At 64.8% G+C, this 20,315-nt stretch carries 13 protein-coding genes; 7 read left to right on the top strand and 6 right to left on the bottom strand.

Annotated features, from left to right (window positions below; genetic code table 11):
* Positions 1 to 53: 53 nt before the first annotated feature.
* The 5 genes from ACIPK7_RS25790 (at position 54) to ACIPK7_RS25810 (ending at position 5,413) form a co-directional block, all read left to right on the top strand.
* Complete coding sequence (locus tag ACIPK7_RS25790) at positions 54 to 1,331, top strand: bifunctional O-acetylhomoserine aminocarboxypropyltransferase/cysteine synthase (RefSeq protein ID WP_401091036.1); 1,278 nt, start codon at positions 54 to 56, stop codon at positions 1,329 to 1,331.
* Between the two features lie 325 nt (positions 1,332 to 1,656).
* Positions 1,657 to 3,441: a methyl-accepting chemotaxis protein gene (locus tag ACIPK7_RS25795; protein WP_401091135.1), complete on the top strand. Its 1,785-nt coding sequence runs from the start codon at positions 1,657 to 1,659 to the stop codon at positions 3,439 to 3,441.
* Positions 3,442 to 3,552: 111 nt separating this feature from the next.
* On the top strand, positions 3,553 to 3,987 hold the full coding sequence (gene trxC / locus ACIPK7_RS25800) for a thioredoxin TrxC (protein ID WP_192435959.1): 435 nt from the start codon (positions 3,553 to 3,555) through the stop codon (positions 3,985 to 3,987).
* A gap of 95 nt (positions 3,988 to 4,082) precedes the next feature.
* On the top strand, positions 4,083 to 4,526 hold the full coding sequence (locus tag ACIPK7_RS25805; RefSeq protein WP_192435958.1) for a YiiD C-terminal domain-containing protein: 444 nt from the start codon (positions 4,083 to 4,085) through the stop codon (positions 4,524 to 4,526).
* A gap of 77 nt (positions 4,527 to 4,603) precedes the next feature.
* Positions 4,604 to 5,413 carry a universal stress protein gene (locus tag ACIPK7_RS25810; protein ID WP_401091038.1) on the top strand — a complete coding sequence of 270 codons (810 nt, stop codon included), beginning with the start codon at positions 4,604 to 4,606 and terminating at the stop codon, positions 5,411 to 5,413.
* Between the two features lie 4 nt (positions 5,414 to 5,417).
* Here ACIPK7_RS25810 and ACIPK7_RS25815 read toward each other — a convergent pair whose 3' ends face one another.
* Positions 5,418 to 6,185, bottom strand: a complete 768-nt coding sequence (locus ACIPK7_RS25815; RefSeq protein ID WP_192435955.1) for a ParA family protein — start codon at positions 6,183 to 6,185, stop codon at positions 5,418 to 5,420.
* Positions 6,186 to 6,323: 138 nt separating this feature from the next.
* Positions 6,324 to 7,259: a LysR family transcriptional regulator gene (locus ACIPK7_RS25820; RefSeq protein ID WP_192435953.1), complete on the bottom strand. Its 936-nt coding sequence runs from the start codon at positions 7,257 to 7,259 to the stop codon at positions 6,324 to 6,326.
* Between the two features lie 230 nt (positions 7,260 to 7,489).
* Between ACIPK7_RS25820 and ACIPK7_RS25825 the strand changes: the two genes are divergently transcribed.
* Both ACIPK7_RS25825 and gabP read left to right on the top strand, forming a co-directional pair.
* Positions 7,490 to 8,833 carry an MFS transporter gene (locus ACIPK7_RS25825; protein WP_401091041.1) on the top strand — a complete coding sequence of 448 codons (1,344 nt, stop codon included), beginning with the start codon at positions 7,490 to 7,492 and terminating at the stop codon, positions 8,831 to 8,833.
* A 243-nt stretch (positions 8,834 to 9,076) separates the two neighbouring features.
* Positions 9,077 to 10,468, top strand: coding sequence for a GABA permease (gene gabP, locus ACIPK7_RS25830; protein ID WP_401091043.1), 1,392 nt, complete (start codon positions 9,077 to 9,079; stop codon positions 10,466 to 10,468).
* Between the two features lie 586 nt (positions 10,469 to 11,054).
* Here gabP and hemE read toward each other — a convergent pair.
* The 4 genes from hemE to ACIPK7_RS25850 all read right to left on the bottom strand — a co-directional run bounded on the left by hemE (position 11,055) and on the right by ACIPK7_RS25850 (position 20,312).
* A complete protein-coding gene (gene hemE / locus ACIPK7_RS25835) occupies positions 11,055 to 12,119 on the bottom strand; it encodes a uroporphyrinogen decarboxylase (RefSeq protein ID WP_401091045.1) in 1,065 nt (354 codons plus the stop codon).
* A gap of 157 nt (positions 12,120 to 12,276) precedes the next feature.
* Positions 12,277 to 13,695 carry an FAD-dependent oxidoreductase gene (locus ACIPK7_RS25840; RefSeq protein WP_138213938.1) on the bottom strand — a complete coding sequence of 473 codons (1,419 nt, stop codon included), beginning with the start codon at positions 13,693 to 13,695 and terminating at the stop codon, positions 12,277 to 12,279.
* Between the two features lie 27 nt (positions 13,696 to 13,722).
* Positions 13,723 to 18,168 carry a glutamate synthase large subunit gene (gene gltB, locus ACIPK7_RS25845; protein ID WP_401091047.1) on the bottom strand — a complete coding sequence of 1,482 codons (4,446 nt, stop codon included), beginning with the start codon at positions 18,166 to 18,168 and terminating at the stop codon, positions 13,723 to 13,725.
* A 461-nt stretch (positions 18,169 to 18,629) separates the two neighbouring features.
* Positions 18,630 to 20,312: an AAA family ATPase gene (locus ACIPK7_RS25850; protein WP_401091049.1), complete on the bottom strand. Its 1,683-nt coding sequence runs from the start codon at positions 20,310 to 20,312 to the stop codon at positions 18,630 to 18,632.
* Positions 20,313 to 20,315: the final 3 nt, after the last annotated feature.

Below are 20,315 nucleotides of genomic sequence, written 5' to 3' on the forward strand. Positions count from 1 at the left end.
GGCCGGGCGCCGCCAGCATCCTCGGGGCTTTCTGCCACAAGGACGCTCGAACAATGAAACCGGAAACCCTGGCCATCCACGCTGGCTACAGCCCCGACCCGACCACCAAGGCCGTGGCCGTGCCGATTTACCAGACCAGCTCCTACGCCTTCGACGACACCCAGCACGGTGCCGACCTGTTCGACCTGAAGGTCGCCGGCAACATCTACACGCGCATCATGAACCCCACCAACGCGGTGCTGGAGGAGCGCGTGGCCGCACTTGAAGGCGGCGTCGCCGCGCTGGCGGTGGCTTCCGGCATGGCCGCCATCACCTACGCCATCGAGACCGTCGCCGAAGCCGGCGACAACATCGTCTCGGTGGCCAAGCTCTACGGCGGCACCTACAACCTGTTCGCCCACACCCTGCCGCGCTTCGGCATCCAGACCCGCTTCGCGCCGCACGATGACATCGCCGCCCTCGAGGCGCTGATCGACGAACGCACCAAGGCGGTGTTCTGCGAATCCATCGGCAACCCGGCGGGCAACATCGTCGATCTCCAGGCCCTGGCCGATGCCGCGCACCGCCACGGCGTGCCGCTGATCGTCGACAACACCGTCGCCACGCCGATCCTCTGCCGCCCGTTCGAGCACGGCGCGGACATCGTCGTGCACTCGCTGACCAAGTACATCGGTGGCCACGGCACCAGCATCGGCGGCATCGTCGTCGACTCCGGCAAATTCCCCTGGGCCGACAACAAGGCGCGCTTCCCGCTGCTCAACACGCCGGATCCGTCCTACCACGGCGTCACCTACACCGAAGCCTTCGGCCCCGCCGCCTTCATCGGCCGCTGCCGTGTCGTGCCGCTGCGCAACACCGGCGCCGCGCTCTCACCGTTCAACGCCTTCCTCATCCTGCAAGGCCTGGAAACCCTCGCCCTGCGCATGGAGCGCCACTGCGAGAACGCGGTAAAAGTCGCGCAATACCTGCAGGACCACCCGCAAGTCAGCTGGGTGAAATACGCCGGCCTCGCCGATCACCCCGAGCAGGAACTGGCGCTGCGCTACATGGGCGGCAAGCCCGCGTCGATCCTCTCGTTCGGCATCAAGGGCGGGCAGGAAGCCGGCGCGCGCTTCATCGATGCGCTGAACCTGGTGGTGCGCCTGGTGAACATTGGCGACGCCAAGTCCCTGGCCTGCCACCCGGCCTCCACCACACACCGCCAGCTCAACGACGAAGAACTGGAGAAGGCCGGCGTGCCGCGCGACATGGTGCGTCTGTCCATCGGCATCGAGCACATCGACGACATCCTCGCCGATCTGGCTCAGGCGCTGGACGCCGCCGGAGCCTGACACCCGCTTCCCGCTCGCTTCAACCGAACCGCCGACCTGCTGCGCAGCAGGTCGGCGTTTTTTTTCGCCTCGACCATACGGTTCTGCCGAACGCTGCCGATAGCGACTGAGCGCGGTACTCCCGCCTGGCCCCCAACAAGAACAATCTCCGAACGGCCTGACTTCACACAACCTTTCCTGGAGATCGTCAATGAACAGCTGGATTTCCAACCTGAGCGTGAATCTCAAGTTGGCCCTGGGCTTCGGCCTGGTCCTCGCCTTCACCGCCATCCTCGCCATCGTCAGCTGGGTCGGCCTGGGCTCGCTGATCGACCGCAGCAACTGGATGAGCGACATCACCGAACTGAACTCGCGCCTCACCAAGCTGCGCATCACTCGCCTGCAGTACATGATCGCCGACGGCGCCGAGCAGGAAGCCGCCAACGTCATGAGCACCCTGGCCGACTTCAAGGCGCAGCAGCAGAAACTGCGCGCGTCCTTCGTCAGCCCCGAGAACGTGCGCATGCTCGATCAGCTCGGCGGCATCATCGGTGACTACGAGAAATCCCTGGCCGCCATGCGCGCCGGCTACCAGAGCGCCGGCATCACCCGCCGCATCCTGCAGGACAACGCCGCCCGCGCCAACGAGCTGACCGCTCAGATCCAGCAGGACATCCTCAAGGCCCCGGCCGACGAAGAGCGCGCCACCCGCTTCCAGGCCATCACCGGCACCCGCGAGGACCTGCTGCAAGCCCGCTACGACGTGCGCGACTATCTTGCCACCGCACTCACCAGCAACGGCGACGGCGTGACTCGCGGCCTCGACGAAAGCATCGCCGGCCTGCCGGCCCTGGAAAACGTGCTCGGCGTCGCCGAAGCGCAGTACATCCAGCAGCTCGGCAGCGCCCTGCGCACCTACCGCGACGCCGTGCAGACCCTGCGCCAGAACATGGCCGCGATCGTCCAGGCGCGCAAGGAAATGACCGCCCAGGGCCAGGACATCGTCAAGATCAGCGAAAATCTCTACCAGCTGCAGCTCGATCGCCGCGACGTCGAAAGCGCCAAGGCCCGCAGCCTGCAAACCCTCGTGACCCTGCTCGCGCTGGTACTGGGCAGCATCGCTGCGCTGATCATCACCCGCCAGATCACCCGCCCGCTGCACGACACCATGGCTGTGGTCGACCGCATAGCCGCCGGCGACCTGTCACAGACCATCCAGGTCAGCCGCCGCGACGAACTCGGCCGCCTGCAGCAGAGCATGCAGCGCATGAGCCAGAGCCTGCGCGAGCTGATCGGCGGCATTCGCGACGGCGTCACCCAGATTGCCAGCGCTGCAGAAGAACTCTCCGCCGTCACCGAGCAGACCAGCGCCGGCGCCAACACCCAGAAGGTCGAGACCGACCAGGTCGCCACCGCCATGCACGAGATGTCCGCCACCGTGCAGGAAGTCGCGCGCAACGCCGAGCAAGCCTCCCAGGCCGCCTCCGCCGCCGACCACCAGGCCCAGGACGGCGACCGCGTGGTGAACAAGGCCGTGGAACAGATCGAGCGCCTGGCCGAGGAAGTGGAACGCTCCGCCGAGGCCATGCAGCGCCTCGAACAGGAAAGCGAGAAGATCGGCAAGGTCATGGACGTGATCAAGTCAGTGGCCGAGCAGACCAACCTGCTGGCCCTTAACGCTGCCATCGAAGCCGCCCGCGCGGGCGAGGCCGGGCGCGGCTTCGCCGTGGTCGCCGACGAAGTGCGCGGCCTGGCCCAGCGCACCCAGCAGTCCACCGAAGAGATCGAAGCACTGGTCGCCGGTCTGCAGAGCGGCACCCGCCAGGTCTCCAGCGTCATGCTCGGCAGCCGCGAACTCACCGCCAGCAGCGTCGCCCTGAGCCGCCAGGCCGGTGAGTCCCTCGGCGAGATCACCCGTACCGTTTCCAACATCCAGGCGATGAACCAGCAGATCGCCACCGCCGCCGAGGAACAGAGCGCAGTGGCCGAGGAAATCAGCCGCAGCGTGGTCAACGTCCGCGACGTCTCCGAGCAGACCGCCTCGGCCAACGAAGAAGTCGCCGCGTCCAGCGTCGAGCTTGCCCGCCTGGGTGGGCAACTGCAGACACTGGTCAGTCACTTCCGCGTGTGATGCACATGGGCCGACATCCAAGTCGGCCCATCTTCGGAAAAGCATTCAAGGTGCCGTTGAGATCGGACCTCCGAGACTCCATCTTTGCTTCATAGCCTCTGGAGCCCCGCCATGTCCGATTCCCTGATCATCCCCTGCCCCAACTGCAACGGCCTGAACCGCGTGCCCGCCACGCGGGTGAACGATTCGCCCAGTTGCGGGCGCTGCCAGTCACCGATCGTGCTGGATACGCCGTTCGACCTTGACGAGGCCGGCTTCTCCGCCCAGGCCAAGGGCGACTTGCCGTTGCTGGTGGACGTCTGGGCCGACTGGTGCGGGCCGTGCAAGGGCTTTGCGCCGGTGTTCGAGCAGGCCGCCGCGCGGCTGTCGGGCAAGGTGCGTCTGGCCAAGCTGGACAGCGACGCCAACCCGAACCTCTCCACGCGTCTGGGCATCCGCTCGATCCCGAGCCTGATCCTGCTGCGCAATGGCCAGGAAGTGGCGCGCCAGAGCGGTGCGATGCCGCTGCCGCAACTGCTCGACTGGCTATCCCGCCAGGGCATCTGAAGGCGAGCGTTTCGGTCAATCCACGCGGTCATTGCCAGGCCGCGTGGTGTGGCTAGGCTTGGGTGCACACCCCGCTGGCGAATCGGAGCGCGCCCATGCGTCATAACCTGGAATTCATCCGTCAACTCACCGAAGAGCACATCGCCTTCGTCAAGCGCACCGGCCTAAAGGCCGAGGTGCTGGAACCGGGCCTCGTGCGCCTGCGCATGCCGCTCAAGGGCAACGAAAACCACCTGCGCAACATGTACGCCGGCGCACTGTTTACCGTGGCCGAACTGCCCGGCGGCGTGCTGATGCTGACCAGCTTCGACGCCCGGCACTTCTATCCCATCGTCAAGGAAGCCGGCCTGCGTTTCCTGCGCCCTGCAGCGAGCGACGTGACGGTCGAGGCGCGGCTCAGCGAAGAGGACATCCAGCGTATCGGCGAGGAAGCCACGAACCTCGGCAAGGCCGAATTCGTCCTCGACCTGCAACTGAAGGACGAAGACGGCAACGTCGTCGCCGAAAGCCACGCCATCTATCAGCTGCGCAGCCGCTGAATCCGGGCCATTGCCCTGCATCAAGGTGAAATTTCCTACGTGGCGCGACAGTGGAGGCGCCACAGAGGGAGCCCACCATGTACAGGAACCTGCTCGTCGCCCACGACCTCAGCGTCGAGGCGGATATCGCCGTGCGCCGCGCCGCCCAGCTGGCCCGCCAGCACGGTGCCAGCGTCACGCTGCTGCACGTCATCGAGGAATTCTTTCCCGACCGCATGATGACCACGGTGCGCGAAGCCGCCGAAGTGGCGCTGCGCGATGCGGCCCGCGCCAGTGACATCACCGACTACCAGTTGGTGATCCGCCAGGGCCGCGCGGCGAATACGGTCACCCAGGCAGTGCAGGAACTGAACGCCGACCTGCTGGTGATCGGTGCGCACCATCAGCAGTTGCTGGAGCGCTTCGATGGCACCACCCTGGAGCGCATCGCCCGACATTGCCGCGCGCCGATCCTGCTGGCCGTGGACGAATCGGCCAAACCTTACGCGAAGGCTCTTGCCGGCCTGGACCTGTCGCACTGCGCCTGCCAGGCCTGGCGCGCCGGTTACCGACTGCTCGCGCCCGACGCCGAGCTGCTGGCGCTCAATGCCTACCAGCCAGGCAAGAGGGCCGGGCGCGTCGACAGCCACCTCGACACCCAGCGCGAACTGCTACGCCAGGCGCTGCAGGATGAGCGCACGCAGGTGCCGGCCGCCGGACCGCAATTGCTTTGCGCAGTGCAGCAGGGCACGCCCCAGCAGGCGCTGGAAACGGCATTACGGGAATGGACGCCGGACCTGCTGGTGCTCGGCAGCCGCAGCCGCGGCGCCATCGAGCAGGCCATGCTGGGCAGCTCGACGCGCTATTTCCTGCGCCGGCCGCCCTGCGATGTGCTGATCAGCCAGTAAGCGTTCAGGCTTCCAGCAGGCTGTGCAGTTCGACGAACTGCTGGGTCAGTTTGTGCCGCGGCTCGAGGAAGATCAGCGGGGTGCAGGCCTGGTGCGACTCGCGCATCTTCACCGAGCTCATCAGGTACACCGGCAGCACCGGCAGTTCCTCTTCCACCAGCTCATCCAGCAGTTGCTGCGGCAGGGTCGCGCGCGGCTGGAACTGGTTGACCACGATGCCTTCGACTTCCAGCTCTTCGTTGTGGTCTTCCTTCAGCTCTTCGATCTCCTGCAGCAGGCCGTAAAGCGCCTGACGGGAGAAACTGTCGCAATCAAAGGGGATCAGGCAGCGATCAGCGGCGATTAGCGCAGAAACCGTATAGAAGTTCAGCGCCGGCGGGGTATCCAGGTAGATGCGATCGTAGTCTTCGGACAGCTCGTCCAGCAGTTTGCGCAGCTTATTGATCTTGTGCTTCTGCTCGAGCTTGGGCTGCAGGTCCGCCAGCTCCGGGCTGGCGGTGACGATGTGCAGGTTGTCGAAGGGCGTCTCGTAGATATCGACCTTGCCCTTGCGACTGAAAGGCCCGGAAGACAGCGTCTGCTTGAAGAAGTCGGCGATGCCCACCGGCAGGTCCTCGCCGGTCAGGCCGGTGAGGTAGTGCGTGGAGTTGGCCTGGGCATCCAGGTCCACCAGCAAGGTGCGATAGCCCTCCGCTGCGCTCACTGCCGCCAGGTTGCAGGCGATGCTGGACTTGCCGACCCCGCCCTTCTGATTGAACACCACGCGCCGCATGAGCCATCCCTCCAGAACCATTCAAGACTTCGGGATTCTATGCAAAGCCCATGACAAGGGCGAGCACCCTTCGCCACACGACCGCTCGGCGGCTCCTGACCATTCATACCAGCGTCCCAACAGTGGCCAACCAAGGTTTCAGCGCCTGATCTCGAGACCGACGGCGCCTGGTCCGCTGTGGAGGGCTGTCACTTCCTGGGTCACCAGGTCGAAGAACGACTGCGCCAGGCGCGACGTCTCGTTGCGCCGTCGCACCAACCACACCGAACTGGTCGCGCCCGGATCGCTCAGGGTGCGATAGACCACGCCATCCACCCGCGTCCGACGGAACGACGCCGGTAGCATCGAGACGCCGAGCCCTGCGGCCACCAGGCCGATGATGGTCATCGCCTCGCCCGCTTCCTGGGCGATGCGAGGGCTGAAGCCGGCCTGCCGCGACAGCGCCATCAGCTGACTGTAGAGGCCCGTGCCATAGCTGCGCGGGAAGAACACGAACGGCTCGTCCGCCAGCAAGGCGAACTCCAGACCCTCCTGGCTGGCCTGCGCCAGCGGGTGATCGGCACGCAGCACTGCCACCAGCGGCTCGCTGAACAGCTCCACGGCTTCGAGGGTTTCCGGCAGCGGGATCGGGCGGATCAGGCCGACCTGCACGCGCTCTTCCAGCAGCGCCTGCACTGCCTGGCCGCTGCTCAGCTCCTGCAGGTCCAGATGCACATCCGGGTAGGCCTGGCGGAACGCCAGGATGGCGCGCGGAATGCTGGAGGTGAACGGCGCCGAGGCGGTGAAGCCGACCTTCAGCTCGCCGATCTCGCCCTGATGCGCACGCCGCGCCAGCAAGACGGCGCGATCCACCTGCTGCAGCACCTGCCGCGCTTCGTCGAGAAACAGCTTGCCGGCCTCGGTGAGCGCCACACGGCGGTTGGTTCGCTCCAGCAAGCGCGCGCCGATCTCTTCCTCCAACGCCTGGATCTGCTGGCTGAGGGGCGGCTGGGAAATTCCCAGCTGCTCGGCGGCGCGGCCGAAGTGCAATTCTTCCGCCACGGCGATGAAATAACGCAGGTGTCGCAGCTCCATCCGGCCCCCGCCATCAATGATTCGTAAAACGACTCAAACGTGTCGATTAATATATTGGAAATAATAAATCCCGCTCCTTATCCTTTCCACACAAGCCCAATAACGACTACCAACCTGCTCTCTGCCTGGCCGCGCGGGCCTTTGCCGCCATTCCAGGCCCTCCTGCTTTTACCAACCTGAGGTGTGTCGTGAGTCAACCTGCCCTGCGGGCTTTGCGGGAAGAACATTCCATGGCGGCCGAACCGGCTGTCATCCAAGAGCCGTCCGCCGCCAACGATCCGGTAGAGGTGCTGCCTGACCTGCGCGAAAGCGCGCGTGAAGCCAACGACGACGTGGTGCGCGCCGTCGAAGAGATCGAAACCTACATCGAGAAAGGCACCCCGGAATTCATGCGCACATCGCTTGCGTTGTTCTCCGGCGGCTTCGCCACCTTCGCCCTGCTCTACTGTGTGCAGCCGATGATGCCGGTGTTGTCCAAGGCGTTCAGCCTGACCGCCGCGCAGAGCAGCCTGGTGCTGTCGATCTCCACCATCACCATGGCCTTCGGCCTGCTGGTCACCGGCCCGATCTCCGACGCCATCGGTCGCAAATCGATCATGGTCGCCTCGCTGATCTTCGCGGCGCTGTTCACCATCGGCAGCTCGCTGATGCCGACCTGGCACGGCGTACTGGCCATGCGCGCGCTACTCGGCCTTTCCCTCAGCGGCCTGGCGGCGGTGGGCATGACCTACCTGTCGGAGGAAATCCACCCGCAGCACATCGGGCTGTCCATGGGGCTGTACATCGGGGGCAACGCCATTGGCGGCATGAGCGGACGGCTGATCAGCGGTGTGCTGGTGGACTACGTGAACTGGCACGTGGCGCTAGCCACCCTGGGCGTGCTCGCCCTGGCCGCGGCCCTGCTGTTCTGGCGCATCCTTCCCGAATCGAAGAACTTCCGCCCGGCACCGCTCAAGCCGCGCCGGCTCATCGAGGGCTTCACCGGGCACTTCCGCGATGCCGGCCTGCCCTGGCTGTTTCTCGAAGCCTTCCTGCTGATGGGTGCCTTCGTCACCCTGTTCAACTACATCGGCTATCGCCTGCTGGCTGAGCCTTATCACCTGAGCCAGGCCATCGTCGGCGTGCTCTCGCTGGTCTACCTCTCGGGCATCTACAGCTCGGCGTGGGTCGGTTCGCTGGCCGACAAGCTGGGCCGGCGCAAGGTGCTCTGGGCGATGATCGCGCTGATGCTCGGCGGCGTGCTGATCACCCTGCTGCAACCGCTGGCCGTGGTCCTGGTCGGTCTGCTGATCTTCACCTTCGGCTTCTTCGGCGCGCATTCGGTGGCCAGCAGCTGGATCGGCCGCCGCGCTCTGAAAGCCAAAGGCCAGGCCTCCTCTCTGTACCTGTTCAGCTACTACGTCGGCTCCAGCGTCGCCGGCACCGCTGGCGGGCTGTTCTGGCACCAGTACGGTTGGAACGGCGTGGGCCTGTTCATCGCCAGCCTGCTGGGCATCGGCCTGCTGGTGGCCCTGCACCTGGCACGCCTGCCAGTGTTACCGTGCGACCTTCCTGGACTCAACAAAGCTGGGTAGTTTCTACACACACGACATCGTGCATGCCTGAAAACGACATGGAACTGTCGTGCAAAGACATTAATCTCATATCCGACAACGCCTGCCAGGCGGGCGTTGTAGGATAAATTCCCAACCTACGACTTAAGTCGTAACAAAGTGTGGCGCGATCCTTGCGTTCACAATGTCGAACGACTTGTTGGAATCCTGAAACGGACCTCGACTCCCGCAGTACGCAATTCCCTCCGTAGTTGTAGGTAAAGCATGAGCAGCACCCCAACCTCCGGGCTCTCCCAGGGCCTGCAAAATCGTCACGTCACGATGCTTTCGATCGCCGGCGCCATCGGCGCAGGCCTGTTCGTAGGCTCCGGCCACGCCATCGCCGAAGCCGGCCCGGCCGTCATGATTTCCTATCTGGTCGCCGGCCTGCTGGTGGTCCTGGTGATGCGCATGCTGGCCGAAATGGCCGTCGCGCAGCCGGACAGCGGCTCCTTCTCCACCTACGCCGACCGCGCCATCGGTCACTGGGCCGGCTTCACCATCGGCTGGCTGTACTGGTGGTTCTGGGTCCTGGTTATTCCGCTGGAAGCCAACGCCGCCGCGGCCATCATCCATGCCTGGTTCCCCGGCGCCCCGATCTGGGTACTGGCCTTCCTGATCACCTCGGCGCTAACCGTGACCAACCTGTTCAGCGTGAAGAACTACGGTGAGTTCGAGTTCTGGCTGGCGCTGATCAAGGTCGTTTCGATCATCGCTTTCCTGGTGCTGGGCTGTGCGGCCATCTTCGGCTTCTCGCCCAACAGCGAAGTCTCCGGCATCGGCCACCTGACCAGCGAAGGCTTCCTGCCCAAGGGCTGGGGCGCCGTGCTCGCCGCCCTGCTGACCACCATGTTCTCCTTCATGGGCTCGGAAATCGTCACCATCGCCGCCACCGAATCCAAGGACCCGGAGCAGCAGATCACCCGCGCTACCAATTCGGTGATCTGGCGTATCGCGCTGTTCTACCTGCTGTCGATCCTGATCGTGGTCTGCCTGGTGCCGTGGAACGACCCGCGCCTGGTGAGCATGGGCTCCTACCAGACCGTACTGGAACACCTGCATATCCCCTACGCCAAGCTGATCGTCGACATCATCGTGCTTGTCTCGGTGACCAGCTGCCTGAACTCGGCGCTCTATACCGCTTCGCGCATGATGTACTCCCTGAGCAAGCGCGGTGACGCGCCGAAGATCGCCCAGGTGACCAGCGCCAGCCGCACCCCGGTCTACGCCGTGCTGCTGTCCACCGCCATGGCCTTCCTGTGCACCTTCGCCAACTACCTGGCCCCGGCCGAAGTGTTCAACTTCCTGCTGGCCAGCTCCGGCGCCATTGCCTTGCTGGTGTACCTGGTGATCGCCATGTCACAGCTGCGCATGCGCAAGAAGCTGCTCGCCCAGGGCCACCAGTTGAAGCTGAAGATGTGGCTGTTCCCCTGGCTGACCTGGGCGGTGATCCTCTTCATCGTCGGCGCTCTGGTGATCATGCTGATCCGCCCGGACCACCGCATGGAAGTGGTCGCTACTACCCTGCTGACCGTCGTGGTGGTCTGCTCCGGCCTGCTGGTGTCCAACCGCCGCAAGTCCCAGCGCGCCGCCGGCCTGGTGGGCGATGCTGCGTGATGCACTCTGAAGGGGCCTGAGGCTCCTTGAGGGAATGAAGAAGCCCCGCTGCAGAGCGGGGCTTTTTCATTGCGTCGTGGAACCTCGTGCGTTGCGGTTCGCGAGCAATAACGATGGCGTCCCCCTTGCTCCTACGAATAGCCGATGCCCCGCTTTGCTTTAGCTCTGGCTCTTAAGGTCTTCCAGAGAAACACCCGCACACTCCAACTGCCCCGTTCAGGAGGCCTCGTTGAAGCGGAGTTTCAGGGGTTGAGCGACATGGATGTCGCGAGAGCGCTGTCGGGCCAGGGATGGCCCGTAAGCGCGTGCCCCTGAAACTTCGTTTCAACGAGGGTATTTTTCGCCTAGGCGAAAAACCGGATGTCCGGGCAAGACCTTTGCCTACTTTGGGGCGTTTGCCAAAGTAGGTCGCCCGAGGGGGCGAAATACAGCGTCCGCACGCACGTCGAAGCGGCGCTGAAACTCCAAACCCAACGCAAAAAGCATCGCGGAGAAGCTCCGCTCCTACAGAAAGCCCACTTCGCAGGCCTGCACTAGATACAAAAAAGCCTCGCAAATACGGGACTTTTTCAATCAAGCATCAGGCTCAGTGGTACTGCGCCGACAGCTCGTGCACCGCCTCGAAGAAGGCGCCGGCATGGGCAGGATCGACTTCCGGGGTGACACCATGGCCAAGGTTGAACACGTGGCCATTGCCATTACCGAAGGAACCGAGGATACGCGCCACTTCAGCGCGGATGGCTTCCGGCCTGGCGTAGAGCACCGCCGGGTCCATGTTGCCCTGCAGGGCCACCTTGTCGCCGACGCGGGCGCGAGCGCTGCCGATGTCGCAGGTCCAGTCCAGGCCCAGCGCTTCGGCGCCGGTATTGGCCATGGACTCCAGCCACAGGCCGCCACCCTTGGTGAAGAGGATCACCGGCACACGGCGCCCTTCATGTTCGCGGATCAGGCCGTCGACGATCTTCTGCATGTAGGCCAGGGAGAATTCCTGGTACGCCGCTGCCGACAGCGCACCACCCCAGGAATCGAAGATCTGCACCGCCTGTGCGCCCGCGAGAATCTGGCCATTCAGGTAGCTGGTGACCGACTGCGCCAGCTTGTCCAGCAGCGCGTGCAGGGCCTGCGGGTTTTCGTAGAGCATCGCCTTGGTCTTGCGGAAGTCACGGCTGGAACCACCTTCGACCATGTAGGTGGCCAGGGTCCAGGGGCTGCCGGAGAAGCCGATCAGCGGCACACGGCCGTTCAGTTCGCGGCGGATGGTACGCACGGCGTCCATCACGTAGCCAAGGTCCTTTTCCGGATCAGGGATCGGCAGGGCTTCGATGTCGGCCAGGTTGCTGACGACCTTCTTGAAGCGCGGGCCTTCGCCGGTCTCGAAGTACAGACCCTGGCCCATGGCGTCGGGGATGGTGAGGATGTCGGAGAAGAGGATCGCCGCGTCCAGCTGCGGGTAGCGATCCAGCGGCTGCAGGGTCACTTCGCAGGCCATCTGCGGGTTCATGCACAGGCTCATGAAGTCACCGGCCTTGGCGCGGGTGGCGCGGTACTCCGGCAGGTAGCGGCCGGCCTGGCGCATCATCCAGACAGGAGTGACATCGACGGGCTGCTTGAGCAGGGCGCGGAGGAAGCGATCGTTCTTCAAGGCAGTCATAACGGCATCCGGCAAAAAAGTGCGGGTATTTTCGCAAAGCCCAAAAGAAAAGGCACGGCGGGTGCCGTGCCTTTTGTCTATCGCGACAGTTTGTCGCTGCGTCATCCACGAAGGGCGCATAACGCCAGAGGCGTTACCCGCCCTTCGTGGATCGCACTCAGACGCCCAGGTAGTCCAGGATGCCTTCGGCGGCGGTGCGGCCTTCGAAGATCGCGGTCACCACCAGGTCGGAACCGCGGACCATGTCGCCACCCGCGAAGATCTTCGGGTTGCTGGTCTGGTGCTTGAACTGCGAGGCAGCCGGGGCGATGACGCGGCCCTGGCTGTCGATTTCCACCTGGTGCTGGTCGAACCACGGGGCCGGGCTCGGGCGGAAGCCGAAGGCGATCAGCACGGCTTCTGCCGGGATGATTTCCTCGGAACCCGGGATCGGCTCGGGGCTGCGACGGCCACGGGCGTCCGGCTCGCCGAGGCGGGTCTCGACCACCTTCACGCCTTCCACCTTGTCCTCGCCGACGATGGCGATGGGCTGGCGGTTGAAGAGGAACTTCACGCCTTCTTCCTTGGCGTTCTTCACCTCTTTGCGCGAGCCGGGCATGTTCTCTTCGTCACGGCGGTAGGCGCAGGTCACGCTCTTGGCGCCCTGGCGGATGGAGGTGCGGTTGCAGTCCATCGCGGTGTCGCCACCGCCCAGTACCACGACGCGCTTGCCCTTCATGTCGACGAAGTCTTCCGGCGACTTCTCGAAGCCCAGGTTACGGTTCACGTTGGCGATCAGGAAGTCCAGCGCATCGTGCACGCCGGGCAGGTCTTCGCCAGGGAAGCCGCCTTTCATGTAGGTGTAGGTGCCCATGCCCATGAACACGGCATCGTACTCATCGAGCAACTGCTCCATGGTGACGTCCTTGCCGATCTCGGTGTTCAGGCGGAACTCGATGCCCATGCCGGTGAAGACTTCACGACGGCGCGAGAGCACCTGCTTCTCCAGCTTGAACTCGGGGATGCCGAAGGTCAGCAGGCCGCCGATTTCCGGGTTCTTGTCGAACACCACAGGGGCCACGCCATTGCGCACCAGCACGTCGGCGCAGCCCAGGCCCGCCGGGCCCGCGCCGATGACGGCGACGCGCTTGCCGGTGGGCTTGACCTTGGACATGTCAGGGCGCCAACCCATGGCGAAGGCAGTGTCGGTGATGTACTTCTCCACCGAGCCGATGGTGACCGCACCGAAGCCGTCGTTCAGGGTGCAGGCGCCTTCGCACAGGCGGTCCTGCGGGCACACCCGGCCGCAGACTTCCGGCAGGGTGTTGGTCTGGTGGGACAGTTCGGCGGCGGCGAGGATGTTGCCTTCGGAGACCAGCTTCAACCAGTTGGGGATGAAGTTGTGTACCGGGCACTTCCACTCGCAGTACGGGTTGCCGCAGCCCAGGCAACGGTGGGCCTGGTCAGCCGCCTGCTGCGGCTTGAACAGGTCGTAGATTTCCACGAACTCGCGCTTGCGCTGGCGAAGAAGCTTCTTCTTCGGATCCTTGCGCCCGACTTCGATGAACTGGAAGTCATTGTTAAGACGTTCAGACATTTTCAGACCTCATCAAACTTCAGGCGCTTATTGCGGGTTGGCACGAGTGCTGGTCAGCAGGGAACCGAGGCTTGCGGCCTTCGGTTTCACCAGCCAGAACCGACGCAGGTAGTCGTCGAGGTTCTCCAGCAGATGTGCGCCCCACTCACTCGCCGTTTCCGCCACGTACTCGACCAGCACCTTGCGCAGATGGTTGCGCTGGGCCTCCATCGCTTCGCCGCTGATGCGCTGGATTTCCACCAGCTCATGGTTCACGCGGTCGACGAAGGTGTTGTCCATGTCGAGGACATAAGCGAAGCCGCCGGTCATGCCGGAGCCGAAGTTGTAGCCGGTCTTGCCCAGTACGCAGATGAAACCGCCGGTCATGTATTCGCAGCAGTGGTCACCGGTGCCTTCAACCACGGCATGGGCGCCGGAGTTGCGCACGCCGAAACGCTCGCCCGCGGTGCCGGCGGCGAACAGCTTGCCGCCGGTGGCGCCGTACAGGCAGGTGTTGCCGACGATGGCCGATTCCTGCGACTTGAACGGGCTGCCCTTGGGCGGAGTGACGACCAGCTTGCCGCCGGTCATGCCCTTGCCGACGTAGTCGTTGGCATCGCCTTCCAGGTACAGGTGCAGGCCGCCGGCGTTCCACACGCCGAAGCTCTGGCCCGCGGTGCCCTTGAAGCGGAAGGTGATCGGCGACTTGGCCATGCCCTGATTGCCGTGGACCTTGGCGATCTCACCGGAAATCCGTGCGCCAATGGAACGGTCGCAGTTGCAGATGTCCAATTCGTACTCGCCGCCCTTGGCGCCTTCGATGGCCGAACGCGACAGCTCGACCATCTTCTCGGCCAGCAGGCCCTGGTCGAACGGCGGGTTCTTCTCGACTTCGCAGAACTGCGGCTTCTCGGCCGGGATCAGGTCGCTGCCCAGCAGCGGCGTGAGGTCGAGGTTGCCCTGCTTGGGCGTTTCGCCCGGCAGGATCTCCAGCAGATCGGTACGGCCGATCAGTTCTTCCAGGCTGCGCACGCCGAGCTTGGCCAGCCACTCACGGGTTTCGCTGGCGATGAAGGTGAAGAAGTTCACCACCATGTCCACGGTGCCGATGAAGTGGTCCTTGCGCAGCTTGTCGTTCTGGGTGGCCACGCCGGTGGCGCAGTTGTTCAGGTGGCAGATGCGCAGGTATTTGCAGCCCAGGGCGATCATCGGCGCGGTGCCGAAGCCGAAGCTCTCAGCGCCGAGGATGGCCGCCTTGATCACGTCCAGGCCGGTCTTCAGGCCACCGTCGGTCTGCACCCGGACCTTGCCGCGCAGGTCGTTGCCGCGCAGGGTCTGGTGCGCCTCGGCGAGGCCCAGCTCCCACGGGGAACCCGCGTACTTGATGGAGGTGATCGGCGATGCGCCGGTACCGCCGTCATAGCCGGAGATGGTGATCAGGTCGGCATAGGCCTTGGCCACGCCGGCGGCGATGGTGCCAACGCCCGGCTCGGATACCAGCTTCACCGATACCAGCGCCTGCGGGTTGACCTGCTTGAGGTCGAAGATCAGCTGGGCGAGGTCTTCGATGGAGTAGATGTCGTGGTGCGGCGGCGGCGAGATCAGGGTCACGCCGGGCACTGCATAGCGCAGGCGGGCGATCAGGCCGTTGACCTTCCCACCGGGCAGCTGGCCACCTTCGCCAGGCTTGGCGCCCTGGGCCACCTTGATCTGCAGGACTTCGGCGTTGACCAGATATTCCGGGGTCACACCGAAGCGGCCGGTGGCCACCTGCTTGATCTTCGAGCTCTTCAGCGTGCCGTAGCGCGCCGGGTCTTCGCCACCCTCACCGGAGTTGGAGCGGCCGCCCAGGCGGTTCATCGCTTCGGCCAGGGCCTCGTGGGCCTCCGGCGACAACGCGCCGAGGGAGATGCCGGCAGCGTCGAAGCGCTTGAAGATGGACTCCAGCGGCTCGATCTCGTCCAGGCTCAGCGGCTGCTCGCTGGTCTTCACCTTGAGCAGGTCGCGCAGCATGGAGACCGGGCGCTGGTCGACCAGCGCGGTGTATTCCTTGAATTTGGCGTAGTCGCCCTGCTGCACGGCGGCCTGCAGGGTGTTCACCACGTCCGGGTTGTAGGCGTGGTACTCGCCACCGTAAACGAACTTCAGCAGGCCACCCTGCTGGATCGCCTTGCGGTTGTTCCAGGCTTCATTGGCCAGCAGCTTCTGCTCGTTCTCGATGTCGAGGAAGCGCGCCCCCTGGATGCGGCTCGGGGTACCCGGGAAGCACAGGCCGGTGACTTCGTCGGCCAGGCCGATGGCTTCGAACAACTGGGCGCCACGGTAGGAGGCGATGGTGGAGATGCCCATCTTCGAGAGGATCTTCAGCATCCCCTTGGAGATGCCCTTGCGGTAGTACTTGAAGACCTCGTAGAGATCGCCCAGCACTTCGCCGGTGCGGATCAGGTCGGCCAGCACTTCGTAGGCGAGGTACGGGTAAACCGCGGACGCGCCGAAGCCCACGAGAACCGCGAAGTGGTGAGGGTCACGGGCGGTGGCGGTTTCCACCAGGATGTTGGAGTCGCAACGCAGACCGGTCTGCACCAGGCGGTGATGCACGGCGCCGACGGCCAGGGCCGCATGCACCGGCAGCTTGCCGGGGGCGATGTGACGGTCGGACAGCACCAGCAGCACCTTGCCGGCGCGCACGGCTTCCTCGGCCTGATCGGCGATGTTGCGCACGGCCGATTCGAGGCCGACGGACTCATCGTAGTTCAGGTCGATGTGGTGCAGGTCGAAGCCCGGACGCTCCAGGTTCATCAGGGTCCGCCACTTCGCCGGGGAGATCACCGGGGTGGTCAGGATCGCCTGGTTGGCGTGGTGCGGGGACTCTTCGAAGATGTTCTGCTCGATGCCCAGACAGGTTTCCAGGGACATCACGATCGCTTCGCGCAGCGGGTCGATCGGCGGGTTGGTGACCTGCGCGAAGACCTGACGGAAGTAGTCGTACGGCGAGCGGATGCGCTTGGACAGCACTGCCATCGGGGTGTCGTCGCCCATCGAGCCGACAGCTTCCTGGCCCTGCTCGGCGAGCGGGCGCAGCACCTGGTCACGCTCCTCGAAGGTGACCTGGAACATCTTCATGTATTGCTTGAGCTGGTCGCCGTCGTAGCTGGCAACGCCCTGGTCATCGTCCAGAGTGGCCTGGATGCGCAGCGCGCTCTGGCGCAGCCACTGCTTATAGGGGTGGCGCGACTTCAGGCGGTTGTCGATGTCCTCGGTCTGCAGCAGCTGGCCGGTCTCGGTGTCCACCGCGAGGATCTGGCCCGGGCCGACACGTCCCTTGGCGATGACGTCCTCAGGCTTGTAGTCCCACACGCCGATTTCCGAGGCGAGGGTGATGTAGCCGTTCTTGGTGGTGACCCAGCGCGAGGGACGCAGACCGTTGCGGTCGAGCAGGCAGACGGCGTAGCGGCCGTCGGTCAGCACGACGCCGGCGGGGCCGTCCCACGGCTCCATGTGCAGCGAGTTGAACTCGTAGAACGCGCGCAGGTCGGCGTCCATGGTCTCGACGTTCTGCCAGGCCGGCGGAATGATCATGCGCAGGCCACGGAACATGTCCATGCCGCCGGTAACCATCAGCTCGAGCATGTTGTCCATGCTGGAGGAGTCCGAACCCACGCGGTTGACCAGCGGGCCGAGCTCGTCGAGATCGGGCATCCACTCGTTGGCGAACTTGGCGCGACGGGCCTGGGCCCAGTTGCGGTTGCCGGTGATGGTGTTGATCTCGCCGTTGTGCGCCAGCAGGCGGAACGGCTGGGCCAGCGGCCACTTCGGCAGGGTGTTGGTCGAGAAGCGCTGGTGGAAGACGCAAATGGCGGTCTTCAGGCGCTCGTCGGAGAGGTCCGGATAGAAGGCGGCGAGGTCCGCCGGCATCATCAGGCCCTTATAGATGATGGTCTTGTGCGAGAAGCTGCAGATGTAGTGATCGGCGTCCTCGGCGTTGGCCACGGAGGAGCGGCGACGGGAGCTGAACAGCTTGACCGCGAATTCCTGGTCGGACAGGCCTTCACCACCGATGAACACCTGCTCGATCTGCGGCAGGCGCTCCAGCGCCAGGCGACCCAGGACGCTGGTGTCGATCGGCACCTTGCGCCAGCCGACCAGCTTCAGGCCGGCGCGCTCGATCTCGCGATTCATGTTCGCGCGGGCGGCTTCGGCTTTCACCGGGTCCTGGTTGAAGAAGACCATGCCCACGGCGTACTGGGCGGGCAGCTCGGCGCTGAAGGACTCTTGGGCCACGGCGCGCAGGAACTGGTCGGGCTTCTGGATCAGCAGCCCACAGCCGTCCCCGGTTTTCCCGTCCGCGTTGATCCCACCTCGGTGGGTCATGCAGGTCAGTGCTTCGATGGCGGTTTGCAGAAGTTCGTGGCTTGCCTCGCCCGTCATATGGGCGATCAGACCGAATCCGCAGTTATCCTTGAACGTCTCAGGATGGTACAGACCTGCTTTCATAGGGAACTCTCACCGGCAAAACTTTTATAAATTCCAGGGTCTGCTGACGTTTCGCCATCGCCCTGTTTCGCCGTGCAGGCTCGTTTCCCGCGCACCCCAAAGGCTCGGGCCGCATCTATCGTGCAGCGCCGTTGTAGCCCCTGGTTCACCTGGAATGACCGTTCCGCGCGAGGTGCCACGTCTTACCCAACGTGGCGGCGGTTCCGGCCCTGGCCATGACGAAACGTCAGCAGACCCTCTTCAAGCACTTCGCCTGTCTACTCGCTCAAGCGGCAAGTTTCCGATAGGCAAAGGGAGGTCATTGTACACATGGGGAAAGCGACGTCACTGTTTTTTTTGACGCACTGCTGACACCCGATGTCGCATTTTTATAAGAACGCAGCAAAAGACACAAGCCAATAAAAAAGCCGAGCCCCGTGGTACGGGGCTCGGCTTTTTCAGGATTGCGGCAGTGCGACCTTTCAGCGCGCCCCGGCGATGTCCTGCTGGATGCTGGAGAACGGACGGGCCCAGGGCTTGGAGGCCTGGATCTTCGCCGGCAGCTTCTTGATCGCAGCCTGCGCAGCAGTGCGGTCGGCAAAGTTGCCATAGGTCACCACATAGAAGGGCTTGCCCTGCAGGTTCTTGCGGAAGTAGCGATAGTCGCCACCGCCCTGCTGGCTGATGAAGGCCTTGGCGCTGGCTTCGGAGCCGGTGCCAAGCACCTGTACCGAATAGCGCGAACCGGACTGGGCCTGGTACCAGCTGCTGCCGCCGGCACTGCCACCGGTCGCAGCCGCAGGTTTGCTGGCAGCGGTTGCCGGCTTGGCGCTGGCAACGGTAGTAGCGGGCTTGGTCGCAGCCGGCTTGGCAGCCTGGACGGGCTTGGCCGGCGCGGTGGCGGCAGGCTTGACCGGCTCCGGACGCGGCGTGGGCGCAGGCGTCGGGGCTGGCTGGATCGCGACCTGCTGCTGGACGGGAGCCGCCGGCACCGGGTTCAGCGGTTTCGGGCCATTGTTCGCCAGCGGGGTCACCGGCGGCGCGGTGGTGGTCACGGTCGGCGGGATGGCGGCAGAGGGCATGGCGCCTTCGTCAGCATCTTCCTGGCCACCGGCCTGGGCCATGGGTTCACGGATCACCGGCTGGCTTTCACCTACTAGCGGCAGCGGCAGCGGCTGGTTGGAGCCGGCGAATTCCACCGAGGGGCCATTGCCCTGGGCATCCGGCTGCGGCTGCGGAGCAGCGGTGCCGCCCAGCGGCAATTGCGACGAAGTCTGCGCGGCGGCGTTGTTCGCCGTCTCCGGCTTGGTGGTCTTGCCTTGCATGAACCAGGCAGCGATGACGCCAATGGCGACCACGCCGAGGATCGCCAAGTGCTTCTTCGGCAGCTTGAAGCCGGCACCGGCGGCTTTGCGCTCGCCACTGCGGTCAGCCAACATCGCCTCGATCATGGCGTCGCGGGCGGTCTGGTTGATGGTGCCGGGCCAGCCGCCGGATTGCTCGTGGATGTCGGCCAGCAGGTCGGCCGAGATTAGCTCAATGCCCTGCCCCGCACCCTCGAGGCGCTGCGCCAGGTACTCGCGGGTTTCTTCCTCGCCGTATGGCTGCAGCTCGATTGCGTGGAAGCGCTCCTCGCCTTCGGACAGCACTTCGAGGCGCGACAGCAGCTCGGGCTCGCCGAACAGGAAGACGTGCAGGCGCGCTTCGGAGTTGCCAGCCGCGAGCAGCAGGAGGACTTCGAGGGCGTCGTCGCGTAGTTGCTCGGCGTCATCCACCAGCAGGTAGACGTCCTGGCCGGTGATCGCCAGCTGGGCGACCTTGGCGAGGATCGCCTCGATGCTGGTCTGGGTGATGCCCAGGCCTTGCGCGAGCTGGCGCAGCAGAGTGGCTTCATCGGTCACTGAGCGACCGGAAATCACCACACTGGAGACGGCGTCCTTGTTGGTACTGGCCACAAGGGCCTGGCGCAACAGGGTCTTGCCGCTACCCAGCGGACCGGTGACGGCCAGCAGCAGCTGGCTGTAACGCGCCAGGTGGTGCAGCTGCCCCAGTACGGGCTTGCGCTGCGCCGGGAAGAACTTGAACCCCGGAACCCGCGGTGCGAACGGATCGTGGCTGAACTGGTAGTGGGCCAGGAAGGCCTCATCGGCATGCAAGCTGGACATGGG

It is taken from the genome of Pseudomonas sp. NPDC086581, assembly GCF_044746165.1.
In the GTDB taxonomy this organism is placed as follows: Bacteria; Pseudomonadota; Gammaproteobacteria; order Pseudomonadales; family Pseudomonadaceae; genus Pseudomonas.

Coding starts and splice junctions, on each gene's coding strand:
- ACIPK7_RS25795 (WP_401091135.1), top strand. CDS start 1,657: ATGAGCGACATCACCGAACTGAACTCGCGCCTCACCAAGCTGCGCATC.
- ACIPK7_RS25850 (WP_401091049.1), bottom strand. CDS start 20,312: ATGTCCAGCTTGCATGCCGATGAGGCCTTCCTGGCCCACTACCAGTTC.
- ACIPK7_RS25840 (WP_138213938.1), bottom strand. CDS start 13,695: ATGTCTGAACGTCTTAACAATGACTTCCAGTTCATCGAAGTCGGGCGC.
- gabP (WP_401091043.1), top strand. CDS start 9,077: ATGAGCAGCACCCCAACCTCCGGGCTCTCCCAGGGCCTGCAAAATCGT.
- ACIPK7_RS25825 (WP_401091041.1), top strand. CDS start 7,490: ATGGCGGCCGAACCGGCTGTCATCCAAGAGCCGTCCGCCGCCAACGAT.
- ACIPK7_RS25815 (WP_192435955.1), bottom strand. CDS start 6,185: ATGCGGCGCGTGGTGTTCAATCAGAAGGGCGGGGTCGGCAAGTCCAGC.
- trxC (WP_192435959.1), top strand. CDS start 3,553: ATGTCCGATTCCCTGATCATCCCCTGCCCCAACTGCAACGGCCTGAAC.
- gltB (WP_401091047.1), bottom strand. CDS start 18,168: ATGAAAGCAGGTCTGTACCATCCTGAGACGTTCAAGGATAACTGCGGA.
- ACIPK7_RS25820 (WP_192435953.1), bottom strand. CDS start 7,259: ATGGAGCTGCGACACCTGCGTTATTTCATCGCCGTGGCGGAAGAATTG.
- ACIPK7_RS25810 (WP_401091038.1), top strand. CDS start 4,604: ATGTACAGGAACCTGCTCGTCGCCCACGACCTCAGCGTCGAGGCGGAT.
- ACIPK7_RS25790 (WP_401091036.1), top strand. CDS start 54: ATGAAACCGGAAACCCTGGCCATCCACGCTGGCTACAGCCCCGACCCG.
- hemE (WP_401091045.1), bottom strand. CDS start 12,119: ATGACTGCCTTGAAGAACGATCGCTTCCTCCGCGCCCTGCTCAAGCAG.
- ACIPK7_RS25805 (WP_192435958.1), top strand. CDS start 4,083: ATGCGTCATAACCTGGAATTCATCCGTCAACTCACCGAAGAGCACATC.